The organism is Bradyrhizobium sp. NDS-1, assembly GCF_032918005.1.
Classification (GTDB): Bacteria; Pseudomonadota; Alphaproteobacteria; order Rhizobiales; family Xanthobacteraceae; genus Bradyrhizobium; species Bradyrhizobium tunisiense.
The window spans coordinates 1,060,929-1,079,150 of record NZ_CP136628.1 but is presented as its reverse complement, the minus strand read 5'-3'; the positions used below and the strand labels follow the sequence as shown (position 1 = coordinate 1,079,150).

18 protein-coding genes and 1 tRNA gene are annotated in these 18,222 nt (G+C 63.7%); 12 read left to right on the top strand and 7 right to left on the bottom strand.

Features of this window, described 5'->3' with window-relative positions:
* Positions 1-44: 44 nt before the first annotated feature.
* The gene (locus RX330_RS05055) at positions 45-1,388 is read right to left on the bottom strand and encodes a glycoside hydrolase family 3 N-terminal domain-containing protein (RefSeq protein WP_317242264.1); all 1,344 of its coding nucleotides are present in this window, start codon (positions 1,386-1,388) and stop codon (positions 45-47) included.
* A 189-nt stretch (positions 1,389-1,577) separates the two neighbouring features.
* Between RX330_RS05055 and RX330_RS05050 the strand changes: the two genes are divergently transcribed.
* Genes RX330_RS05050 through RX330_RS05040 form a run of 3 tightly spaced genes read left to right on the top strand, consistent with a single transcriptional unit; the run spans position 1,578 to position 5,380 of the window.
* Complete coding sequence (locus RX330_RS05050) at positions 1,578-3,074, top strand: DUF4173 domain-containing protein (protein WP_317242263.1); 1,497 nt, start codon at positions 1,578-1,580, stop codon at positions 3,072-3,074.
* 18 nt (positions 3,075-3,092) lie between these two features.
* A complete protein-coding gene (locus RX330_RS05045; RefSeq protein ID WP_317242262.1) occupies positions 3,093-3,797 on the top strand; it encodes a response regulator transcription factor in 705 nt (234 codons plus the stop codon).
* Positions 3,794-5,380: an ATP-binding protein gene (locus RX330_RS05040; RefSeq protein ID WP_317242261.1), complete on the top strand. Its 1,587-nt coding sequence runs from the start codon at positions 3,794-3,796 to the stop codon at positions 5,378-5,380. The genes RX330_RS05045 and RX330_RS05040 overlap by 4 nt, the downstream gene beginning before the upstream one ends.
* On the opposite strand, the gene RX330_RS05035 is transcribed toward RX330_RS05040, so the two are convergent.
* The gene (locus tag RX330_RS05035; protein ID WP_164718835.1) at positions 5,377-5,517 is read right to left on the bottom strand and encodes a hypothetical protein; all 141 of its coding nucleotides are present in this window, start codon (positions 5,515-5,517) and stop codon (positions 5,377-5,379) included. The genes RX330_RS05040 and RX330_RS05035 overlap by 4 nt on opposite strands.
* A gap of 79 nt (positions 5,518-5,596) precedes the next feature.
* Between RX330_RS05035 and RX330_RS05030 the strand changes: the two genes are divergently transcribed.
* The 3 genes from RX330_RS05030 to RX330_RS05020 all read left to right on the top strand — a co-directional run bounded on the left by RX330_RS05030 (position 5,597) and on the right by RX330_RS05020 (position 8,958).
* Positions 5,597-6,166 (top strand): alpha-ketoglutarate-dependent dioxygenase AlkB, encoded by a 570-nt coding sequence (locus tag RX330_RS05030; RefSeq protein WP_317242260.1) that lies wholly within the window; start codon positions 5,597-5,599, stop codon positions 6,164-6,166.
* 240 nt (positions 6,167-6,406) lie between these two features.
* Complete coding sequence (locus RX330_RS05025) at positions 6,407-7,336, top strand: alpha/beta hydrolase (RefSeq protein ID WP_317243842.1); 930 nt, start codon at positions 6,407-6,409, stop codon at positions 7,334-7,336.
* A 398-nt stretch (positions 7,337-7,734) separates the two neighbouring features.
* Positions 7,735-8,958: an ABC transporter substrate-binding protein gene (locus RX330_RS05020; protein ID WP_212080766.1), complete on the top strand. Its 1,224-nt coding sequence runs from the start codon at positions 7,735-7,737 to the stop codon at positions 8,956-8,958.
* Between the two features lie 206 nt (positions 8,959-9,164).
* On the opposite strand, the gene RX330_RS05015 is transcribed toward RX330_RS05020, so the two are convergent.
* Positions 9,165-10,727: an adenylate/guanylate cyclase domain-containing protein gene (locus tag RX330_RS05015; RefSeq protein WP_317242259.1), complete on the bottom strand. Its 1,563-nt coding sequence runs from the start codon at positions 10,725-10,727 to the stop codon at positions 9,165-9,167.
* 189 nt (positions 10,728-10,916) lie between these two features.
* Here RX330_RS05015 and RX330_RS05010 point away from each other — a divergent pair, with 189 nt between their 5' ends.
* Positions 10,917-12,008, top strand: coding sequence for an enolase C-terminal domain-like protein (locus RX330_RS05010; protein WP_317242258.1), 1,092 nt, complete (start codon positions 10,917-10,919; stop codon positions 12,006-12,008).
* Between the two features lie 45 nt (positions 12,009-12,053).
* Here the strand turns inward: RX330_RS05010 and RX330_RS05005 are convergent, their stop codons facing one another.
* Positions 12,054-12,716 carry a phytochelatin synthase family protein gene (locus RX330_RS05005; protein WP_317242257.1) on the bottom strand — a complete coding sequence of 221 codons (663 nt, stop codon included), beginning with the start codon at positions 12,714-12,716 and terminating at the stop codon, positions 12,054-12,056.
* Between the two features lie 262 nt (positions 12,717-12,978).
* Here RX330_RS05005 and RX330_RS05000 point away from each other — a divergent pair, with 262 nt between their 5' ends.
* From RX330_RS05000 to RX330_RS04985, 4 genes are all read left to right on the top strand, one after another.
* Positions 12,979-13,194, top strand: a complete 216-nt coding sequence (locus tag RX330_RS05000; protein ID WP_166813554.1) for a dodecin family protein — start codon at positions 12,979-12,981, stop codon at positions 13,192-13,194.
* A gap of 160 nt (positions 13,195-13,354) precedes the next feature.
* Entirely contained in the window at positions 13,355-13,666 is a 312-nt protein-coding gene (locus tag RX330_RS04995) for a hypothetical protein (RefSeq protein WP_212080008.1), read from the top strand.
* A gap of 154 nt (positions 13,667-13,820) precedes the next feature.
* On the top strand, positions 13,821-14,009 hold the full coding sequence (locus tag RX330_RS04990) for a hypothetical protein (protein WP_317242256.1): 189 nt from the start codon (positions 13,821-13,823) through the stop codon (positions 14,007-14,009).
* Positions 14,010-14,336: 327 nt separating this feature from the next.
* A complete protein-coding gene (locus RX330_RS04985; protein WP_212080005.1) occupies positions 14,337-14,771 on the top strand; it encodes a hypothetical protein in 435 nt (144 codons plus the stop codon).
* Between the two features lie 101 nt (positions 14,772-14,872).
* Here RX330_RS04985 and RX330_RS04980 read toward each other — a convergent pair whose 3' ends face one another.
* The 3 genes from RX330_RS04980 to cpdR all read right to left on the bottom strand — a co-directional run bounded on the left by RX330_RS04980 (position 14,873) and on the right by cpdR (position 16,882).
* Positions 14,873-15,982, bottom strand: a complete 1,110-nt coding sequence (locus tag RX330_RS04980; RefSeq protein ID WP_317243841.1) for an ABC transporter substrate-binding protein — start codon at positions 15,980-15,982, stop codon at positions 14,873-14,875.
* A 391-nt stretch (positions 15,983-16,373) separates the two neighbouring features.
* Positions 16,374-16,448 (bottom strand) — tRNA-Val (locus tag RX330_RS04975).
* Between the two features lie 74 nt (positions 16,449-16,522).
* Complete coding sequence (gene cpdR, locus RX330_RS04970; RefSeq protein WP_007597092.1) at positions 16,523-16,882, bottom strand: cell cycle two-component system response regulator CpdR; 360 nt, start codon at positions 16,880-16,882, stop codon at positions 16,523-16,525.
* Between the two features lie 331 nt (positions 16,883-17,213).
* On the opposite strand from cpdR, the gene RX330_RS04965 reads away from it, so the two are divergent.
* A complete protein-coding gene (locus RX330_RS04965; RefSeq protein ID WP_317242252.1) occupies positions 17,214-18,104 on the top strand; it encodes an N-formylglutamate amidohydrolase in 891 nt (296 codons plus the stop codon).
* Positions 18,105-18,222 lie beyond the last annotated feature (118 nt).

The window sequence follows — 18,222 nt, the reverse complement described above, 5'->3', positions numbered from 1 at the left end:
ACAACATAAAGCGCGGTGACGATTCATACTGATTGCATCGCGCTTTAGTTCCTGTCGACGAGGCGGAGCACACCTGACGCTGCGCGCGCCTGCTCGAGCGAGAAACCCCGCTCCAGCCGCGCCGCGCTCGCGCGCAGCATGGCTGCGTCGAGCCTGCCTTGCCGCGCCCCGTCAAGGGCGCAGGCGAAGACGCGATAGAACTGCGTGCCGTCATAGGCGACCAGCAGCAGGTCGACGCCGGCATTGATCGCCTCGACCACCGCCTTGCAGACGTCGTTCTGGTAGATCGCGCCCATCACGAGGTCGTCGGTCATCACCACCCCCTGGTAACCCCACGTCTCGCGGAGGATGCCCTGGACGACGCGTTTCGAATGCGATGCGGCGCGATCGGGATCGACGGCGGTGAGCGTGACATGGCCGACCATGAGCGCGCTGCGCGAATGCGCCAGCAGGCCGCGGAACGGGAGCCAGTCGGATGCCTCCAGCTCCTTCACCGGCGTGTCGAGATTGGCGCTGAAATGATGTGTGTCGGCACGCACCCGGCCGATGCCCGGAAAGTGCTTGAGCGTGGCACCGACGCCTGACTGCTCCAGCCCGCGCACATAGGCGCTCGCGATCGTGCTGACGACAGCCGGATCGGTCGCGATCGCGCGCTGCCCGATCAGCGTGTGGAAATCGAGCCGGTTGCGCCGCGCCGGCGGCTTGAGGTCGACCACCGGGGCGAGATTGAGGTTGACGCCGAGGTCCGCGAGTTCGCGGCCATGGATCCGGCCGAACTCTTCGGCCTTGGCCTGCTGGTCGTCTGGACCGAGTTCGGCGAGCGTCGCCAGCGCCGGCACCTTGGTCAGTGGCGGTGCGAGATGACCGACGATGCCGCCCTCCTGGTCGGCCGCGACGACCAGCGGCGGCAAGCCGGCGGCGCGCCTGATGTCCTGGAGCGCCGCGATCTCGGCGCGCAGCGTCTCGACGGTCCGGCCGCGGATGTTGTGCCGGGTGACATAGACGCCGCCAATCAATCCCTGCCCGGCAAGGCGCGCCACCTCGGGAAACGAGGAATAGCCGACCATGAAGTGCGGTCCGAGCTGACGCGCTTCCGCCGCGCTGACGCCGAGGACATCGCTCTTTCGCAGCTCGAACTTCAGATGCGCCGCCGACATCAGGACCGGCGGCAGGCACCAGAGCATGACGAGCAGCTTGCCCGCGACGGTGCGCCAACGCCCGCTGCGCAGCAGGAGGATGACGATCACGATGCTTGCGACGACAAGCGCGATGTTTCCGGCGCCGCGCAATGTCAACAGATAGGGATCGTTCTTGTTCGCAGCCGCGAACGCGACGACAGGCGCGGCAAGCCAGAGCAGAATGAGGCCGATATTGCGGAGCAATTGCATGATGCATCACGTGCTGGGAGTGGCGAATGCTTCGCACCTATCAAAGCAATTTGCGCCGGGCGAGAGGCAAGAGGCCGTCTGCACGAAATCTGCAGAAGACTCCTGAAACCATGCAGACGTTGATCCCGGCTTCTGCACAAGCACCCTTCAGACTTCGTGATGCCACATATCACGAAAGGTCTTTTGGACATGACGAGCCTTGCTTCGACGATCGCAGCGGACCTCCAGCCGATCAGGGATCCCGCCGTTCCGGCCAAGCTCGGTCTCGCGCTGGCGCTGGCCGCACTGGCCGACTGGCTGTTCTACGGCGAACGCATCGGCCTGTCGCTGACGCTCTTTGCGGTCGCGATCGTTGGCGTGTCGGTGCTGTTCAATCATGCGGCTCTGGATCTGCGGCGTGCGATGACAGGCGTGGCCATTCTGGTCGCCGGTCTCGTACCTGTTATCGAGGAGCTCAACACGCTGTCGTTCCTGATCCTCGTCGCGGCGCTGCTCATGGCCCTGCTGCTCGCGACCAATCCGGAAACGACCGGTCTCGCCGAGCGTGCCCGCGCACTCCGCAACTTCGTCCTGCTCGGTCCCTTCAGGTTCTTTCCCGACGCGCTCCAGATCTTCAACATGTCGGCGTTCACGCGCGGCATCGCGCTGTGGCTGCTGCCGGCAGCGCTGAGCGCCGTCTTCGTCGCGTTGTTCGCAGCGGCCAATCCGGTCATCGAGCAATGGCTGTCCCTGCTCAATCCAAAACGTATCTTCGAATATGTCAGCGTCCCGCGCGTGCTGTTCTGGACCGCCATGCTCGCGCTGGTCTGGCCCTTCATCCATGTGCGCTGGCGGCGCAAGAAGGTTGCCATCGCCAGCGAAGCCGGTGCCGTAGAGCCGCCCCCGCTTCCGCCCTTCGTCTCGCCGGAATTTCTGGGCCCCGCCGCCATTCTGCGCTCGCTGATCCTGTTCAATCTGCTGTTCGCGGCGCAGTCGATTCTCGACGGCATCTATCTCTGGGGGCACGCGGCGCTGCCCGCCAACATGACCTATGCGGCCTACGCCCATCGCGGCGCCTACCCGCTGATCGTAACCGCCCTGCTCGCCGCGGCCTTCGTGCTGGTGGCGATGCGGCCGGGCGGACCGGCCGAGAAGTCGAGGGTGATTCGGGCGCTGGTCTATCTTTGGGTCGGACAGAACGTGCTGCTGGTCGCCTCGTCCATCCTTCGGCTCGATCTTTACGTCGACATCTACATGCTGACCTACTGGCGCATCGCGGCCTTCATCTGGATGGGGCTGGTGGCGCTGGGATTGATCCTGATCATGGCCCGCATCGCTCTCAACCGGCCCAACCGCTGGCTCGTGGGCGCCAATCTGATCGCGCTCGCGATCGTACTCTATGGTAGCTCGCTCGTGAACTTCGACGCCCTCATCGCCGACTACAATGTCGCCCACAGCCGGGAAGCATCGGGGAAAGGCGTGCAGATCGACATCGACTATCTCCTGACGCTCGGCCCGCAGGCGCTGCCTGCCATCGACAAGGCGATCGCGCTGCGACCTGCCGCCGGAGAGGGCTACCTTGTGCCACGCCGCGACCGCCTTGTAGAACAGCAGCGTCAGGACCTGGCTTGGCGAAGCTGGGGGTTTCGCAACTGGCGGCTCCGGCACAGGCTGGATACGCAGGCGACGAACCAGCCGGCGGGCTGACGGGCAGCGGAGAGTTTCTTGGCGCATCGCATTCTCATCGTCGACGACGAAGGCCATATCCGCGAGGTCATCCGGGTCGCCCTGAAGAAGGCGGGCATGGACGTGATCGAGGCGCGCGACGGCAGGGAGGCGCTCGCCCGCGTCGCCGCCGACAAGCCCGATCTGATCGTGCTCGACATCGGCATGCCTGAGTTCGACGGGCTCGACGTCTGCCGCGAGATCCGCAAGGGCTCCGACGTTCCGATCCTGTTCCTGTCGGCGCGCGACGAGGAGATCGATCGTATCCTCGGCCTCGAGATCGGCGGCGATGACTACGTGACGAAGCCGTTCAGCCCGCGCGAGCTGGTCGCGCGGGTCAACGTCATCCTGCGCCGCCTCAGCCCGCGCAATGGCGAGGTCAAGGCTGGACCCACCGCGCTTGCCCAAGGCGGCCTGCTGCTCGATCCCGATCAGCATGTCGCGACGTTTGCAGGCACGCCGCTGAAACTCACCGCGATCGAGTTCGGCATTCTGCGCGCGTTCCTGACCCGGCCGACCTCGGTGTTCAACCGCGAGCAGCTGATGCGGGCAGCTTATCAGCTCAACATCCAGGTCTCCGATCGCACCATCGACAGCCACATCCGCAACATCCGCGCCAAGCTTGCGGCGCAAAATTGCGAGAACGTCATCGAAACCATCCACGGCGTCGGCTTCAAGCTCGGCCGCTGCGAGACAGAGGCATGAGGGCGGCCCCCGACAAATGGCGGCCGTCGCTGGGGCTCGTGATCTTCACGGTGCTGGCGACCGTCGCCGTGCTGCCGCTGGTCGGCCTGTTCTTCTTCCGCCTCTACGACAACCAGCTCATCCGCCAGACTCAGGCCGAGCTGATCGCGCAGAGCCGCGTGCTGGCGACGATCTATGCACAGGAGGTCACGACGAGGCTCGACAGCGGCCTCGCGCTCGGCGCCGAGGTGCCGCCGGGCGTTCTGCCCGACCCCGGCGATCAGGTCACCCCGATCCGTCCCGCGCTCGATCTCACGGCCAACGACCTGCTGCGGCGGCGTCCGGATGCGCAAGCAGCCCCCCAGCCCGCGCAGCCTGCCTATGTCGAGATCGGCGCAAGACTGACGCCGATCATCCGCGAGACCCAGAAGGTGACGCTGGCGGGCTTTCGCATCCTCGATCCGCAAGGCGTGGTGATCGCCGGGCGGCAGGAGGTCGGGCAGTCGCTCGCCCATATCGAGGAAGTCGCGGACGCGCTGCACGGGCAGTACCGCGCCACCTTGCGCAACCGCGTGCCGGACAAGCCGCCGCCGCCGATCTATTCCTTCAGCCGAGGCCTCGGCATGCACGTGTTCTCGGCCATGCCCGTCATCGTCAACAACCGCGTCGCCGGCGTGATCTACACCACGCGGACGCCGAGTAACATTTTCGATCATCTCTACCAGGAGCGGGCCAAGTTCGTGCTGGCGGGGCTGGCCGTCATCCTCGGCACCATCGCGATCGGCCTGGTGTTCTCACGCACCATCACGCTGCCGATGCGCGAGCTGATCGACCGGGCCGCTCGAATCGGCCGGGGCGACCGCGAGGCATTCAAGCCGCTCCGCCATTACGGCACGCGCGAGTTTGCCCAGCTCTCGCACAGCTTCCTCGGCATGGCCGAGCAACTCGCGCGGCGCTCGGACTACATCGCGACGTTCTCGGCCCACCTCACCCACGAGCTGAAATCGCCGCTGACGTCGATCAAGGGCGCGGCCGAGTTGTTGCAGGATTCGGTTCAAGGCAAATCCGAGGGCCTGACGCCGGCCGAGCAGAACACGTTCATCGCCAACATCCTGTCCGACACGCAGCGGCTGGAGGCGATGGCGCAGCGGCTGCGGGAACTGGCCCGTGCCGAAAGCCTGCCGCAGAACGAGCGCACGGAGCTCGCGCCGGTGATCGCCGACCTGAGGAGCCGGTTTCCGACAAGCGATATCTCGGCCAGCGGCAGTCTCGACCGGCCCATCGGCATGTCCGGCGAAAAGGCGCTGATCGTGCTGTCGCATCTCGCCGACAACGCGATGCGGCACAAGGCGCGGTCAATCAGGCTGGAGGCGGCCTTCGAGCGCACGAGCTTGCGTCTGACCGTGAGCAATGACGGCGAGCCGATCTCGGCGCCGAACCGCGACAGGATTTTCGACGCGTTCTTCACCACCCGCCGCGACCAGGGCGGGACCGGGATGGGGCTTGCGATCGCGCGTGCGGTGATGGCGAGCCATGGCGGCTCGATCAGGCTCAAGCCGACCGACGACGGCGCCGCCTTCGAGCTCCAGTTTCCCGTCGCCTAGATCGCGAAGACCCAGGCGGCGACGATGGTGCCGATGGTGACCAGGCCGGCGATGGTCCAGCCGGCGGCATATTCCAGCTCGGGATGACCGGTCGCCCGCATGATCTCTGCCGGATCGGCGGTATGCTTCTGTGCCATGACGGCCTCGCACGTTACTTCCCGCGTCCTATGTAAGTCGCTTGGGGGCACAAAAGGTTCCGTCACGGAAATGCGAGGAATGACGCAGTTGGGCTTGTTCGCCGAACCGCTGGCGGGGCCTGCCGGGCTTCGCCATGCGGACAATTTTATCGATCCCGCCCTCGAGCAGGAATTGATCGGCCGCATCGCAGCATTGCCGCTCCAGCGCTTCCAGTTCGGCGCGTTCGAGGGCAACCGCCGGGTGGCCTCGTTCGGCTATCGCTACGACTATTCGCTGCAGCGGCTGGCCGAGGCGGAGCCGATCCCGGCCTGGGTGACACCTGTCGTGCGCCAGGTCGAGCAATGGGCGGGGCTGCCGGAGGCCAGCGTCCGGCAGGTGCTCTGCACCGAATATGAGGTCGGCGTCGGCATCGGCTGGCACCGCGACAAGCCGCATTTCGACAAGGTTCTTGGCCTATCGCTCGGCGCGCCCTGCAAGTTCCGTTTCCGCCGCCGCTGTGGTGAGCGATGGGAGCGCCACACGCTCGAAGCCCTGCCGCGCTCGCTGTACATGATGGACGGCGAGGCGCGTTCGCAATGGGAGCACAGCATCCCGCCGGTCGAGGCGCGCCGCTATTCCATTACGTTCCGGACGATGAAGCGGGCCTGACCGGTCGTCCAAAACAAAAAATGCGAAAACAACCCCATGCACAGTAGAGCGCAAGCGTCCCGGGCCTTCGGAGGTGCCTTCCAAACGCGGCGGCTTGCCGCACCGGCCGCCGTTCCGCGCCAGCCGCTTGCCCGCCAAGGGTGCCGTGAATTCGCCTCAAGGCCAGCCAACTAATGAGACGAATTGAAAAGACGGGCCATATCTGCGAGCCAGTATGAGACCCGCAAGGCCGACATCACCATGAAGAATTATCTGACATTTTTCCTGCTTCTGACCATGACCACAGCCTCCGCGCATGGACCTGTGCCGGCCCGGCTCTCGCCGCCGTCCGATCTCATGCAAGTGGGCCTCACCGATTCCGACACCACCGCCGGCGGCACCGCGCGGCTATGCGAGCGGGTCACCTTCTCGCGCGGCCTGCGCTACGGCGAGAGCGAGGCCCACGTGCTCGACGTCGCCACCAGCGAGACCAAGGCGGATACGCCGCGGCCGGTGCTGCTGTTCGTGGTCGGCGACACTTTTGCCGGCGACCGCGCCGCGCCGGAACTGTCGCGCCAGGTCCAGGACCAGGCCATGTGCTTCGCCGCGCGCAACGACATGATCGGGGTCCGCGTCAACTATCGCCTCGCTCCCGCAGCGACCTGGCCGATGGGAGCGACCGACGTGGCGGCGGCGCTGTCCTGGGTTCACGGCAATATCGACCTGTTCAACGGCGACGCCCGCGAGATCGTCGCAGTCGGTTACGGCGCCGGCGCCTTTCATGTCGCGACCCTGCTGTCGCATCCCGAGTTTCAGACCGATCGCGCCGATGTCGCCGCCGTCGTGCTGGTGTCCGGCATCTACCGCGCCGGCAAGGACGCCAGCGACAGCGAGAAGGCCTATCTCGGCACCGACGCCAGCCAATATAACAGCCGCTCGGTCTTCCCCGGCATCCTCAATGTCGACGTGCCAATCGTGCTGGCCTGGGCCGCGGACGATTCCGCGGGAACCGTGGCGCAGGGCGAGACGCTGAAGAAGACACTCTGCGGCGCCGGCCATTGTCCGCGCAGCGCGCTGCTGCGCAGCCGCGACGGCATCGCCAGCGCCTTCGGCCTCGACGGCTCCGGCGACAGCCTCGCCGAGCCGACGCTGCTGCTGGTGCGTCAGCTGGAGGCGCGGGGGCTGCCGTAGCGGGGGCTACTCAATATCGACCACTTACACCATTTGCTGGGCCATCCCTCTCCCCCGCCCTCCCCCGCAAGGGAGAAGGAGCGCACCGGAGTGCGCGGTTGCACTGCGGCTCATCGAAGTGCTTGGTGAATCACCGCGCACGCGCACGGTGTGTTCCCTCCCCCTTGCGGGGGAGGGTTAGGGAGAGGGGTACCGCACGGGGACTCTCTCGATCAGAGAAGCGCTCCGTACGCAAACCGTCGCAACGGCCCGTCAACGTGCCTGCCATTTCATTCGTCCACAGATGCGCTCGCTGAAGTGCCGCCAAGCCACACGATCGCCAAACGCTTGACGTAGATCAACTCCCCTAGGTGCGGAATGAGCCGACCTCGTTGGGGGCCAACGACAAGGTGTCGAGCATGCGCGTCACCGGCAGATTGCTGTTCGTTCTGGTCGTTGCCTCGACATCGCTGGGAGCGATGTCCCTGCAGCGCGCGGAGCAACCCACCACCGACAAGGAAATCCGCATCGGCAACGTCATGCCGTATTCGGGACCGCTCTCGGAATTCGGTGCCATCGGCCAGGCAGAGGCCGCCTATTTCGACATGGTCAACGCGCGTGGCGGCATCAACGGTCGCAAGATCCGCTTCATCTCGCGCGACGACAATTCTGATCCGGCAACCGCCCTGGAGCTGACGCGCAAGCTGGTCGAAACCGACGACGTGCATCTGATGTTCGGATCATTCGGCACGCCCGGCAATCTCGCCACGCGCTGGTACCTGAACGAGAAGAAGATCCCGCAGCTGTTCGTCGCCTCTGGCGACGAGGAGCTGAGCCAGCCAAGCGCTTTTCCCTGGACCATGGGCTGGCAGCCCTCGTTACGATCGGAAGGGCGCATCTACGCCAACTACATCCAGGCCTATTACCCCAGGAAGAAGATCGTCGTGCTCTGGCAGAACGACCAGTTTGGCCGCATGCTCTACAAGGGCATCCAGGAAGGGCTTGGCGACCTCAACCGCCATGTCCTCGTCGACATCGCGTTCGACATCAATGACGAGCATCTCGACGGGCATGTCTCGATCCTCAAGCGCTCCGGCGCCGATATCTTCGTCTTCCTGGGCGTGCCGTCGACTGCCTCCAAGGTGATCAAGCTGGCGGCATCAATGAATTGGCGCCCCGTCTTCATCGTCAACGATGCCTCAGCCACCATCGCCAATGCGATGGCGCCGGCGGGCCTCGAGAATTCAGCCGGCGTGATCTCGGCGGCCTTCTTGAAAGACCCAAGCGATCCTGCCTGGAAAGACGATCCCGCCATGAAGGAATGGTTCGCGTTCATGGACAAGTATCACCAGGTCGAAAGCACCAACAACAGCGCGGCGGTCTACGGCTACGCCGCGGCCGAAGCGCTGTCGAAAGTGCTGAGACAATGCGGCGACGACTTTTCGCGCGAGAACATCATGCGTCAAGCGGCCTCCCTCAGGGATCACCAGCCCTCCGTTACTCTGCCCAACATCAGGATGAGCACCTCGCCCAGCAACTATCTGCCGATCAAGCAGATGCGGCTCGTCCAGTTCGACGGCCGATCCTGGCAGCCTTTCGGCGAGGTGATCGAGACGGCCTTCACGGAAGGCGCGGCAAGGTGAGGTAACTCACACGGACCTTTTGCTGGGCTACCCCTCTCCCCCGCCCTCCCCCGCAAGGGGGGAGGGAGCGCAGCGGAGTGCGTGGTGGCACTGTGCTTCGGCGGATCGCTTCCATTGGCAACAAAGGTCGGTTCCCTCCCCCCTTGCGGGGGAGGGTTAGGGAGAGGGGTATCACGCGGGGAGTCTCTCGATCAGAAACCGCACCCTCACGCCGGCTTGAGCGAGGCCAGCGCGTTCTCCAGCAGCGAGCGGACCCGCGCGGCATCGCCCGATTTCACCATGGCGGGGTCGAGATAGAGCTCGAGCCCCGGCGCACGCTCGGTGATGACGCCGCTTCGCTCTGCCGCCCCGTCGGCCAGCGCGTCGACCGAATAGGGAATGACCTCGCGGCTGATGCCCTTCATCGTGATCGCCGGCAGGGCATGGGCGCGGACGATGTCGCTGACGAGCGCAAAGGTCTCATAACTCAGCACGATGCCGCCGGGCTCGGCGATCGATTGCAGGCGCGCGGCGAGGTTCGCTTCCGCACCGATGATGGTGTAGTCCATGCGGTCGGCGCTACCGAAATTGCCGACATTGCAATAGCCCGAATTGATGCCCATGCGCGAGCGGAACGGCTGTTCGATGCCGGAGGCGCGCCATTTCGCGTTGAGCTCGGCCAGGCGCTGCTGCATGCGCCAAGCCATCTGGAGACAGGCCTGTGCATCGGCCCGGTCGCCCCTGGTCTCGGGATCGCCGAAGAAGATCAGCATGGCGTCGCCGATGAACTTGTCGATGGTGCCGCCATAGTCGTGGGCGATCGCCGACATCTCGGTGAAATATTCGTTGAGGAGCTGGGTCAGCTGCTCCGGCTGCAGCCGCTCGGCCGTGGCGGTGAAGTTCTGAATGTCGGAGAAGAAGATGGTGAGCTTCTTGCGCTCGGTGTGGATGGTGACGTCCTTCTGGCCCGAGAAGATGCTCTTGTAGATCTGGGGCGGGATATAGCGCGAGATCTTCATCGACAGCGACGCCAGGAAGTCGTTGGCGGATTCGAGCTCCTTGTTCATGGTCTTGATGCGGCTCGCCTGCCGGCGCTGAAGCGACATGAAGGCGAGGCCGCTGCCCGCGGCGATCACGAAATAGGCCAGCAGGTATTTGAACGAGAAGATGTTGGCGGCGATCGGCTGCGCGATGATGACCTCCTGGATACCGCGGACATCCCCGACCTTCCAGTCCTTCTTCGGGCTCTCGGGATGGCTGTTGTGGCAGCTTACGCAGGCCGGCCCCATCATGACCGGCGCAACGAGGCGGACCTTGTCGTTGAACAGCGAGGTCTCGGTGTCCACGATCTTCCGCTCGGGGTCCTGGCGCAGCGCATCGAGCGCATCCTTCTCGAACTTGTCGAGCTGGTGCGGCGCGCGGTTCTGGAACGGGAAGTCCGAGACGAAGCGGTAGGTGATGTTCTCCTGCTGCGCGCCGATCACGCGGCCGAGTTCCAGCGACAGCGTCGCCGGGATCGGGATCGCACCGGGAACGGATTCGTAATTGTGCACGACCTTGGTGGCGCCGTCGGGGTTGGCAAGCACGCGCCCGACCACGTTGGAGGCGTAATAGCTGCGCACGCTCGATATCACCGAATTGAGATCGACGGCCTGCCGCCGCAGCGCGGTCTTGCTGAGCTCTGTCAGGTCCAGCCACACCGCAAGCGGCAGCGCGAGCAGGAGGAAGGCGATCACGGTGCCCGTCAGGATGCCGCTCTTGCGCTGTTCTTCGGAGATCTCTTGTTTCACTCGGTGGCTCCGTTGTGTGCGATTTGTCGCAAATCCCTCGAAATCCGCGGCAAGGAATGCGGCGGCACAGAGCCAATAATTGCTGGCCGGCGCAACCCCATTTTATGGTGGTCGGGCGAAGCGGCTTTTCGTTTGATCACGGATGCTTAAGATCGGACCAACTTGCATCCGTCCCGCCGGGAGAGACCCATGACCGAGACCATCCGCATCAAGCGCTTTCAGGCGCGGCCCGTGATCGTGCCGATGAACCTGCCGCTCCAGACTTCGACCGGATCGGTCGCCAAGGCGCCGCTGGTGCTGATCGACTGCGAGACCGACCAGGGCGCGGTCGGGCACGCCTATCTGTTCTCGATCACACCATCGGCCTTGAAGCCGCTGACGGCGATGGTCACGGAAATGTCAGCGCTTATCGCCGGGGACGAACTGCTGCCGTTCGAGATCGAGCGCAAGCTGGCCCAGCGTTTCACGCTGCTGGGGCTCGCCGGCCTGCAACGGCTGGCGCAATCCGGCATCGACATGGCCGCCTGGGACGCGCTCGCACGAGCGAAGGGCCTGCCGCTGTCACGCCTGCTCGGCGGGGCACCGAAGCAGATCAGGGCCTACAATTCGAAGGGGCTCGGCATCATGCCGGCGGGCGCCGCAGTCGAGGAGGCGCACAAGCTGCTGGCCGAGGGATTCCAGGCCGCCAAGATCCGCGTCGGCCGGCCCGATGCGCGGGAGGATGTCGCCGTCGTCCGCGCTGTGCGCAAGGCCGTCGGCGATCAGGTCACGCTGATGTGCGACTACAATCAGGCGCTGACGGTGACCGAGGCGATCCGCCGTGGCGAGATGCTGGATAACGAGGGTTTGAGCTGGATCGAGGAGCCGATCCGCCACGACGACTATGAGGGCAGCGCCCGCATCGCGGACGAGCTTTTCACCCCGATCCAGATCGGCGAAAATTTCGACAGCGCCTTTTCGATGCAGGCGGCACTCGCCGCGGAAGCCTGCGATTACGTGATGCCTGACGTGCAGCGCATCGGCGGCGTCACCGGCTGGCTGCGCGCCGCCGCCCTCGCCCATGCCGCCGGCATCGAGATGTCCTCGCATTTGTTCTCGGAAGTCAGCGCGCATCTGCTCTGCGTGACGCCGACCGCGCATTGGCTGGAATATGTCGACTGGGCCGACGCGGTGCTTTCGACGCGGCTGAAGATCAAGGACGGTTTTGCGTTGCCGGGCGAGGAGCCTGGGAATGGGATCGCGTGGGACGAGGCGGCGGTGAAGAAATATCTCGTTGGGTGACCGTCCTGGCGAAAGTCGCCGAGAGCCAAGGCGACATGCGGTATATTACTCGATGAACAGCAGTCCCCGCTTTTGATCGCCGTCGAACGTATTCACGGCGTCGAACAGCCGCTTCCGCTCGACGAGCCATGGCTTGAAATCAACATTGACATCGAGCACGAAAACGAGGTCCTCGGCTTCGAAATAGCCCCCAATTGGGGAATGGTGTCCGCTACCAGCGCCAAAGATTTGAGCGCGATCGAAATTCACGATGTAGCGTCGCCCCGGATCGTTTGAGCGACGCAGATGCTCCAGAAACTGCATCTCGCTGAGATCACGCAAGACCGTAACGTTCCGGCTGGTATGCGACTGGGCGACTTTGGCCAGCTCGTCGAGCGTGAGACCCATGATGCATACCCCCGTCCAGCAGCTCCACGTGCCGGCCAACACTTCGCCCTCCGTCCTTGCCGCCTCGCCAAGGGACCGGTACGCATTCGCAACAGCGGCAGGTCCGCAGCGAGAGCCATTTGACTGCCAATCAACGTGTCTTTGAAATGTGGCTGCCACGGGTAGGTGCCACGCACGCTCCATGAGTTCAGGAGTACGTGTTACCGATGAAGCTATGGCTTCTGATGGAACGTGGGTTCGACTGACGACCAGGGCCCCGGCACACACCAGACCCACGGCGACAACGATGCTGCTGATGCTTACGCGGTGCCATCGCTTCATGGGTCAGAACCTTAGCGGCAATGACGACATCGGCCTGCAGAACTCTATTCAGATCAGAAACCAACCAGCGGGAAGAGCATTCCATATGCGCTCCGTCCGGGCTGAAAATGCAATCGCATCTTGCGACGGGCGCCCGAGTTCCTTCTTGCGCGAACAGAAAAAGTGACAGCCAAACGAACCTTTCTCCGCGGCATCCGCGGACAGGTATCGGCGTCGAGATCCAGATGCTAGATTTCCCGGCCCTACCGGATAGGAGGACGACATGCCCGAGAGCGTCTACAAGGTCATTGAACTGATCGGTACCAGTAAAGACTCGTGGGAGAAGGCGGCCGCCAACGCGGTCGAGCAAGCTGCCAAATCTCTCCGAGATCTTCGCATCGCAGAGGTCGTCAAGCTCGATATGCAATTGGATGACAAGGGAAAGGTCGAGGCCTATCGCGCCAAGCTCAACGTATCGTTCAAGTTCGAGGGCACCTGAGCCTCAGCACCTCGCCCCTTTGCGGGCGAGGATGGCTCATTGGAAAAGGCGTGTTGCGTGGTCCGCCCAACTGGACGCTGTGGCATCCCGGAATTTGGCACTGGTCCGATTGGGACCGATATGCTCTGATCGAGGGGCGCGCATGAGACGTGGTGGCCCCATGTACATGGTCATTCGCAAGTACACGAATGTTCGTTCGGTCGCGGACGCCGCCCGTCGCGCCAAGAGCGGCGTCGGTGAGATCCTGAGGCAATCGCAGGGATTTAGATCCTACCATGTGCTGGATGCGGGCGGCGGCATCGGTATCGCTGTGATGATATTTGATGACCGCGAGAGCGCCAACGCAGCCAACGCTAAGGTACTGGCGTTTGTTGAGGCGAGCCTACATGATCTCGATCTTGGGATTCCCGAAGTGATCAGCGGCGAACTTTTGGTGGACATGGAGTCTAATGGGTCTTCGGGCATAAGGTAGCCCCAAGCGCCGCCAGTCGCGTGGCGGCTGTGGCGCTTGCTCATGTCATCGACCTGAAGTCACCCTCACGTTTGCAACGATCGCGTCCTGGACCTGCGCGGGCCGCCCGTCCGGAATATTCGACTCCGGGTCCTTATCAAGGAGCAGCAACGCCATGAAGCAACACACCTTCAAAGCATTTTCCATCACAGCGATCTGCTGGACACCGCTCGTGGTCATGGGCACTGCGATGCCGCCAAGAGATCCTGAAGAGGACGAGGAAGAAGACGAGGAGGACGAAGAAGACGAAGGGGAGGATGACGTTGACGAACCAGCGGTCGTGCGCGAGCCAGACGAAGACTAGATCGGCGCTTGTTCGGCAGTCGGCGCGATAATATCCCCATCGGCTGCTCCGGTCGGCAGGACCGAGTCCGGTCGGCTGTGCAGCTTCCCGAGTTCTGCTCAGGGTTAGAAAGTGCCCTGCCAGGTCCGATTTCGCTGGTCGGCTCGCCTCCGAAAAGCTGACCTCCCAGGCGGCTAGCAAAGGGCAGCCTTGGGCCAGAAGCGGACCTTGAGGAGCGATGCTGAGCGTGTATCTATACGGCACAAATGATTTTACTGCATGGCTCGCCGAGTTGAATTGGGCGCCTCCGCCCAACGCACCCAAGCCAACCTGCCTAGTAGAGACGCCATGACCTTGACGGTGCAAATCCTAGAGCAGCTGATTGCTTCTCTTCCGGCAAGCGAAGACACTTGGGCAGCTCTCAACTTCCTGAAGCAATCGGACCTGATCCGAGACGTTCCTACCAGCGGGCAGTCAGATTACTCGCCGGCCGAGGATTGGCTTCGAATTTACAGGATTAGACACAAAACCACGATGGAAGGAGGTATCGTCACATACGGCTTTCCTTCGCTGCTGGCCGCGCTCGAAGCGTTACCCCCTTCGGAGCCCGTTGCCATGACTGGTTTTCAGACGAAGGAATGGTTCGGTTTCTTCTGGTCGGACCAAGCCGATCGACTTGCCGGGTTCGTACTCGTCAAGCGCCGATCTCCTCAAGAAGAACAAGAGCGCTTAGATTGGTTTCGTCGCAACTTGACGCAGCCGAGCTGTTTCCGACCGGGCTGAAGGGCTTGCTGCTGGGCGCCGCCAAAGGCAGCCCCGCGTAAGGCCCCTCCCGATTTCTTGGACGCGACGCGTCACGCGGGAAGCCGCGTTCTGCCCGACTGCTACTTCATCAGCCTGAAGCGGCCGCCTTCCACCTTGATCAAGAACGCCGAACGTTCGTCGTAGCCGTTGTGATCGGTGGGACTCATCGTTGACAGGCCGTTGTTCAGATACACGTCCTTGCCGCGCTCGAGCTCGTCGCGAAGGGCGGCGCGAAATTCCGCCGTGCCGGGTTTCGCGGTCTTCATGGCATTCGGTATCGCGGTCTTGAGCAGCGCCATCGAATCCCACAGATGCGCAGCGAAGATGTTCGGCTTGTGCCCGTTCGCCTTTTCGTAGGCGGACAGGAATTCGTCCCGGACCTTGCGGAACGGATCATCCGCCGGCAGATCGTCCGCGATCGTGAACGCCTCGCCGGTGAAGACGGCGCCTTCGACGCTGGCTCCGCCGAGCTTGATGAATTCCTCGGTGGCCACTCCGTGCGTCTGGTAGACCTTGCCGGAATAGCCGCGCTCCCGCAGCGCCTGCTGCGGCAGCACGGCCGGCGTGCCCGCGGAGGCAATGAAGACGGCGTCCGGATTTGTCGCGATCACCTTGAGGGCCTGGCCGGTCACGCTGGTGTCGGCGCGCGCATAGACTTCGTGCGTGGTCACGGTCAGGCCGAAGGTGGGAGCAAGCCTGCTCACTTCCTTGTAATAGCCCTCGCCATAACCGTCGGAGACGCCGATATAGCCGAGCGTCTTCACGCCCGATTTGGCGATGTGCTTGAGGATCGCGACGGCCATCAAATCGTCGTTGGGAACGACCTTGAAGGCCCATTTGCGCCGTTCGTCCATGGGTTGGACGATGGCTGTCGCCGCGGCGAGCGAGATGATCGGTGTCTTGGCTTCCCAGGCGACATCGAGCATCGGCATGGTCACCGGCGTCAGCGAGGAGCCGATGAGGACGTCGACACCGTCTTGAATGACCAGCCGCCGCGCATTCTGAATGCCCTTGGTCGAGTCCGATTCATCGTCGAGGGCGATATAGACGATCTTCTCGCCGCCGATTTCCTTCGGGAGCGCCGCAACTGTCCGCATCTGCGGCTGGCCAAGCGCCGAGCCGGGCCCCGAACCAGACACCACGATTCCCACCTTGATATCGGCATTTGCGCGGGGGATGGCGAGAACCATCGCGGTGCAAACGCACAAGGCTGCAAGGCAGCGCCGGATCATGATGTCCTCCCCAGTATTATATTTCGCTGACGCAATGTCGCGCGGGCCGCGGAGAAAGTCTGTCCCTATGGCTAGGGACAAATCCGATTCGGGGGAGCGGCGGCGGTCAGTCCTGCGTTCGCGATACGAACGCGTTCGCTCCATCCTGATGAGGAGCTGCTATCGATGAGATCGTGTCGCGTTGGGAGCCCGGTCTCGCGGCGGCAGTCCGTCTACGCTCTTCGAGCTCCGCCGGACACGCTTCGCATTCAGATCGGTGGCTTGCCGAGCCGTAGCTCGCGGCGGCGGCCCGCCTGCGCCCTTTGGGCTTCGGCGCGGCATCCTTCTCTCTGCTACCGCGAGCGAAGGATGGTGGGCACGACAGGGATCGAACCTGTGACCCCTACCATGTCAAGGTAGTGCTCTCCCGCTGAGCTACGTGCCCTAGAGGTCGTCTAGATCGGGTGGGGTCCCTATAACGACTCAGGGGAGCCGGCGCAAGGACGGAACGGGGGCGATTCAGGCCGCCAGCATCTTGTTCACTTCACTGACCAATTCACGCAGATGCACGGGCTTGGACAGCACCTTGGCATTCTTGGGGGCGTCCGAATCCGAGTTCAGGGCGACCGCGGCAAAACCGGTGATGAACATGATCTTGATATCAGGATCCAGTTCCGAGGCCCGGCGGGCGAGCTCGATGCCGTCCATCTCCGGCATCACGATGTCGGTCAGCAGCATCTCGAACGGCTCTTCCCGCAGCCGCTGATAGGCGGCCATGCCGTTGTCGTGGGACGAGACCTGAAAACCGGCGTTTTCCAGCGCCTTGACCAGGAAACGGCGCATGTCGTTGTCGTCTTCGGCGAGCAGGATCTTTGGCATGGCAGGAATCGTCGCATCCCCAGAGGATATCAGCAGAGGTCACTAAGCCTGACAGAGGGTAAATTTGGGGTGAAAATCTTAACCCAGAGACGGCTGCCGTTGCCGGCCCGTTGTGAACCGAAATGCGCCTCGAAGCAATCGAGCCGCGGCGGCTCATCCCCGCCTCCCTGCCCGCACGGTTAAGACGTGTTCCAACAAGCCATCCCATCTTTTCACTTGGCAGAATGGTTGCGATTCCGGACAATGACGACACATAAGAGCCGCTCGATCGGCCGAATCGATGTGGTCTGGACCCGCCAGATCCCGGCGCGAAGGGACGAAGCCTGAGAAGATGACCCGGTTTGACGGCGAGGTGTCGCCAGCCTTCGAGATCGTGGAGCCCACGCAATGGCGTGCGCCCGTCATCTTCAACTCGCCCCATTCCGGCTCGACCTATCCGGACCAATTCCTCGCCGCCTCCAGAATCGACCTGCCGACGCTGCGACGGTCCGAAGATTCCTTCATGGACGAGTTGATCGGCCATTTGAGCGAGCGCGGCTTTCCGACCGTGCGGGTCAACTTTCCCCGCTCCTATGTCGACGTCAATCGCGAGCCCTATGAGCTCGATCCCCGCATGTTCACCGGACGGCTGCCAAGCTTTGCCAACACCCGCTCGATGCGGGTCGCCGGCGGCCTCGGCACCATTCCGCGCGTGGTCGGCGACGGCCAGGAGATCTACCGCGACCGCATCCTGGTGGACGATGCGCTGGAGCGGATCGAGACGCTGTACAAGCCCTACCACCGCGCCCTGCGCCGGCTGATCAACAAGGTGCACCAGATGTTCGGCACCGTGGTGCTGGTCGACTGCCACTCGATGCCCTCGGTCGGCGTGTCCCGCGACGAGCCGCGCCGGCCCGACGTCGTGATCGGCGACCGCTACGGCACGAGCTGCACGCCGCTGCTGCCCGACCGGGTCGAGGAGACCATGACCGGGCTCGGCTATTCGATCGGCCGCAACAAGCCCTATGCCGGCGGCTTCATCACCGAGCATTACGGCAATCCCGCGAGCGGCCTGCATGCGGTGCAGCTCGAGCTCAACCGCGCGATCTACATGGACGAGCGGCGGCGCGAGCGCAGTCCCCGCTTTGCGCAAGTGGCGACCGATTTCGGCGTTCTCGCCGACGTGCTGGCGACCACGATTCCGTTCGGCGACCTCGGCCCGTTCCAGGCCGCGGCGGAATAGGCGCCGGTATTTCTTCTTGAGATCGTGTGGCCTGCGAATAGCGCGAGCGTGTCTTCGCTTCGCACGTTTGCGCGCGCTGAACTGAAAGCCGAAGCCGCAGAAACAAGGCCGCAAGAAA

Bases quoted from the DNA above. Each gene is read 5' to 3' on its own strand.
- RX330_RS04985 (WP_212080005.1), top strand. From the start codon at position 14,337: ATGACCTTGACGGTGCAAATCCTAGAGCAGCTGATTGCTTCTCTTCCG.
- RX330_RS05010 (WP_317242258.1), top strand. From the start codon at position 10,917: ATGACCGAGACCATCCGCATCAAGCGCTTTCAGGCGCGGCCCGTGATC.
- cpdR (WP_007597092.1), bottom strand. From the start codon at position 16,882: ATGCCAAAGATCCTGCTCGCCGAAGACGACAACGACATGCGCCGTTTC.
- RX330_RS05005 (WP_317242257.1), bottom strand. From the start codon at position 12,716: ATGAAGCGATGGCACCGCGTAAGCATCAGCAGCATCGTTGTCGCCGTG.
- RX330_RS04965 (WP_317242252.1), top strand. From the start codon at position 17,214: ATGACCCGGTTTGACGGCGAGGTGTCGCCAGCCTTCGAGATCGTGGAG.
- RX330_RS05050 (WP_317242263.1), top strand. From the start codon at position 1,578: ATGACGAGCCTTGCTTCGACGATCGCAGCGGACCTCCAGCCGATCAGG.
- RX330_RS05040 (WP_317242261.1), top strand. From the start codon at position 3,794: ATGAGGGCGGCCCCCGACAAATGGCGGCCGTCGCTGGGGCTCGTGATC.
- RX330_RS05030 (WP_317242260.1), top strand. From the start codon at position 5,597: ATGACGCAGTTGGGCTTGTTCGCCGAACCGCTGGCGGGGCCTGCCGGG.
- RX330_RS04995 (WP_212080008.1), top strand. From the start codon at position 13,355: ATGTACATGGTCATTCGCAAGTACACGAATGTTCGTTCGGTCGCGGAC.
- RX330_RS05025 (WP_317243842.1), top strand. From the start codon at position 6,407: ATGAAGAATTATCTGACATTTTTCCTGCTTCTGACCATGACCACAGCC.
- RX330_RS04980 (WP_317243841.1), bottom strand. From the start codon at position 15,982: ATGGTTCTCGCCATCCCCCGCGCAAATGCCGATATCAAGGTGGGAATC.
- RX330_RS04990 (WP_317242256.1), top strand. From the start codon at position 13,821: ATGAAGCAACACACCTTCAAAGCATTTTCCATCACAGCGATCTGCTGG.
- RX330_RS05000 (WP_166813554.1), top strand. From the start codon at position 12,979: ATGCCCGAGAGCGTCTACAAGGTCATTGAACTGATCGGTACCAGTAAA.
- RX330_RS05055 (WP_317242264.1), bottom strand. From the start codon at position 1,388: ATGCAATTGCTCCGCAATATCGGCCTCATTCTGCTCTGGCTTGCCGCG.
- RX330_RS05020 (WP_212080766.1), top strand. From the start codon at position 7,735: ATGCGCGTCACCGGCAGATTGCTGTTCGTTCTGGTCGTTGCCTCGACA.
- RX330_RS05035 (WP_164718835.1), bottom strand. From the start codon at position 5,517: ATGGCACAGAAGCATACCGCCGATCCGGCAGAGATCATGCGGGCGACC.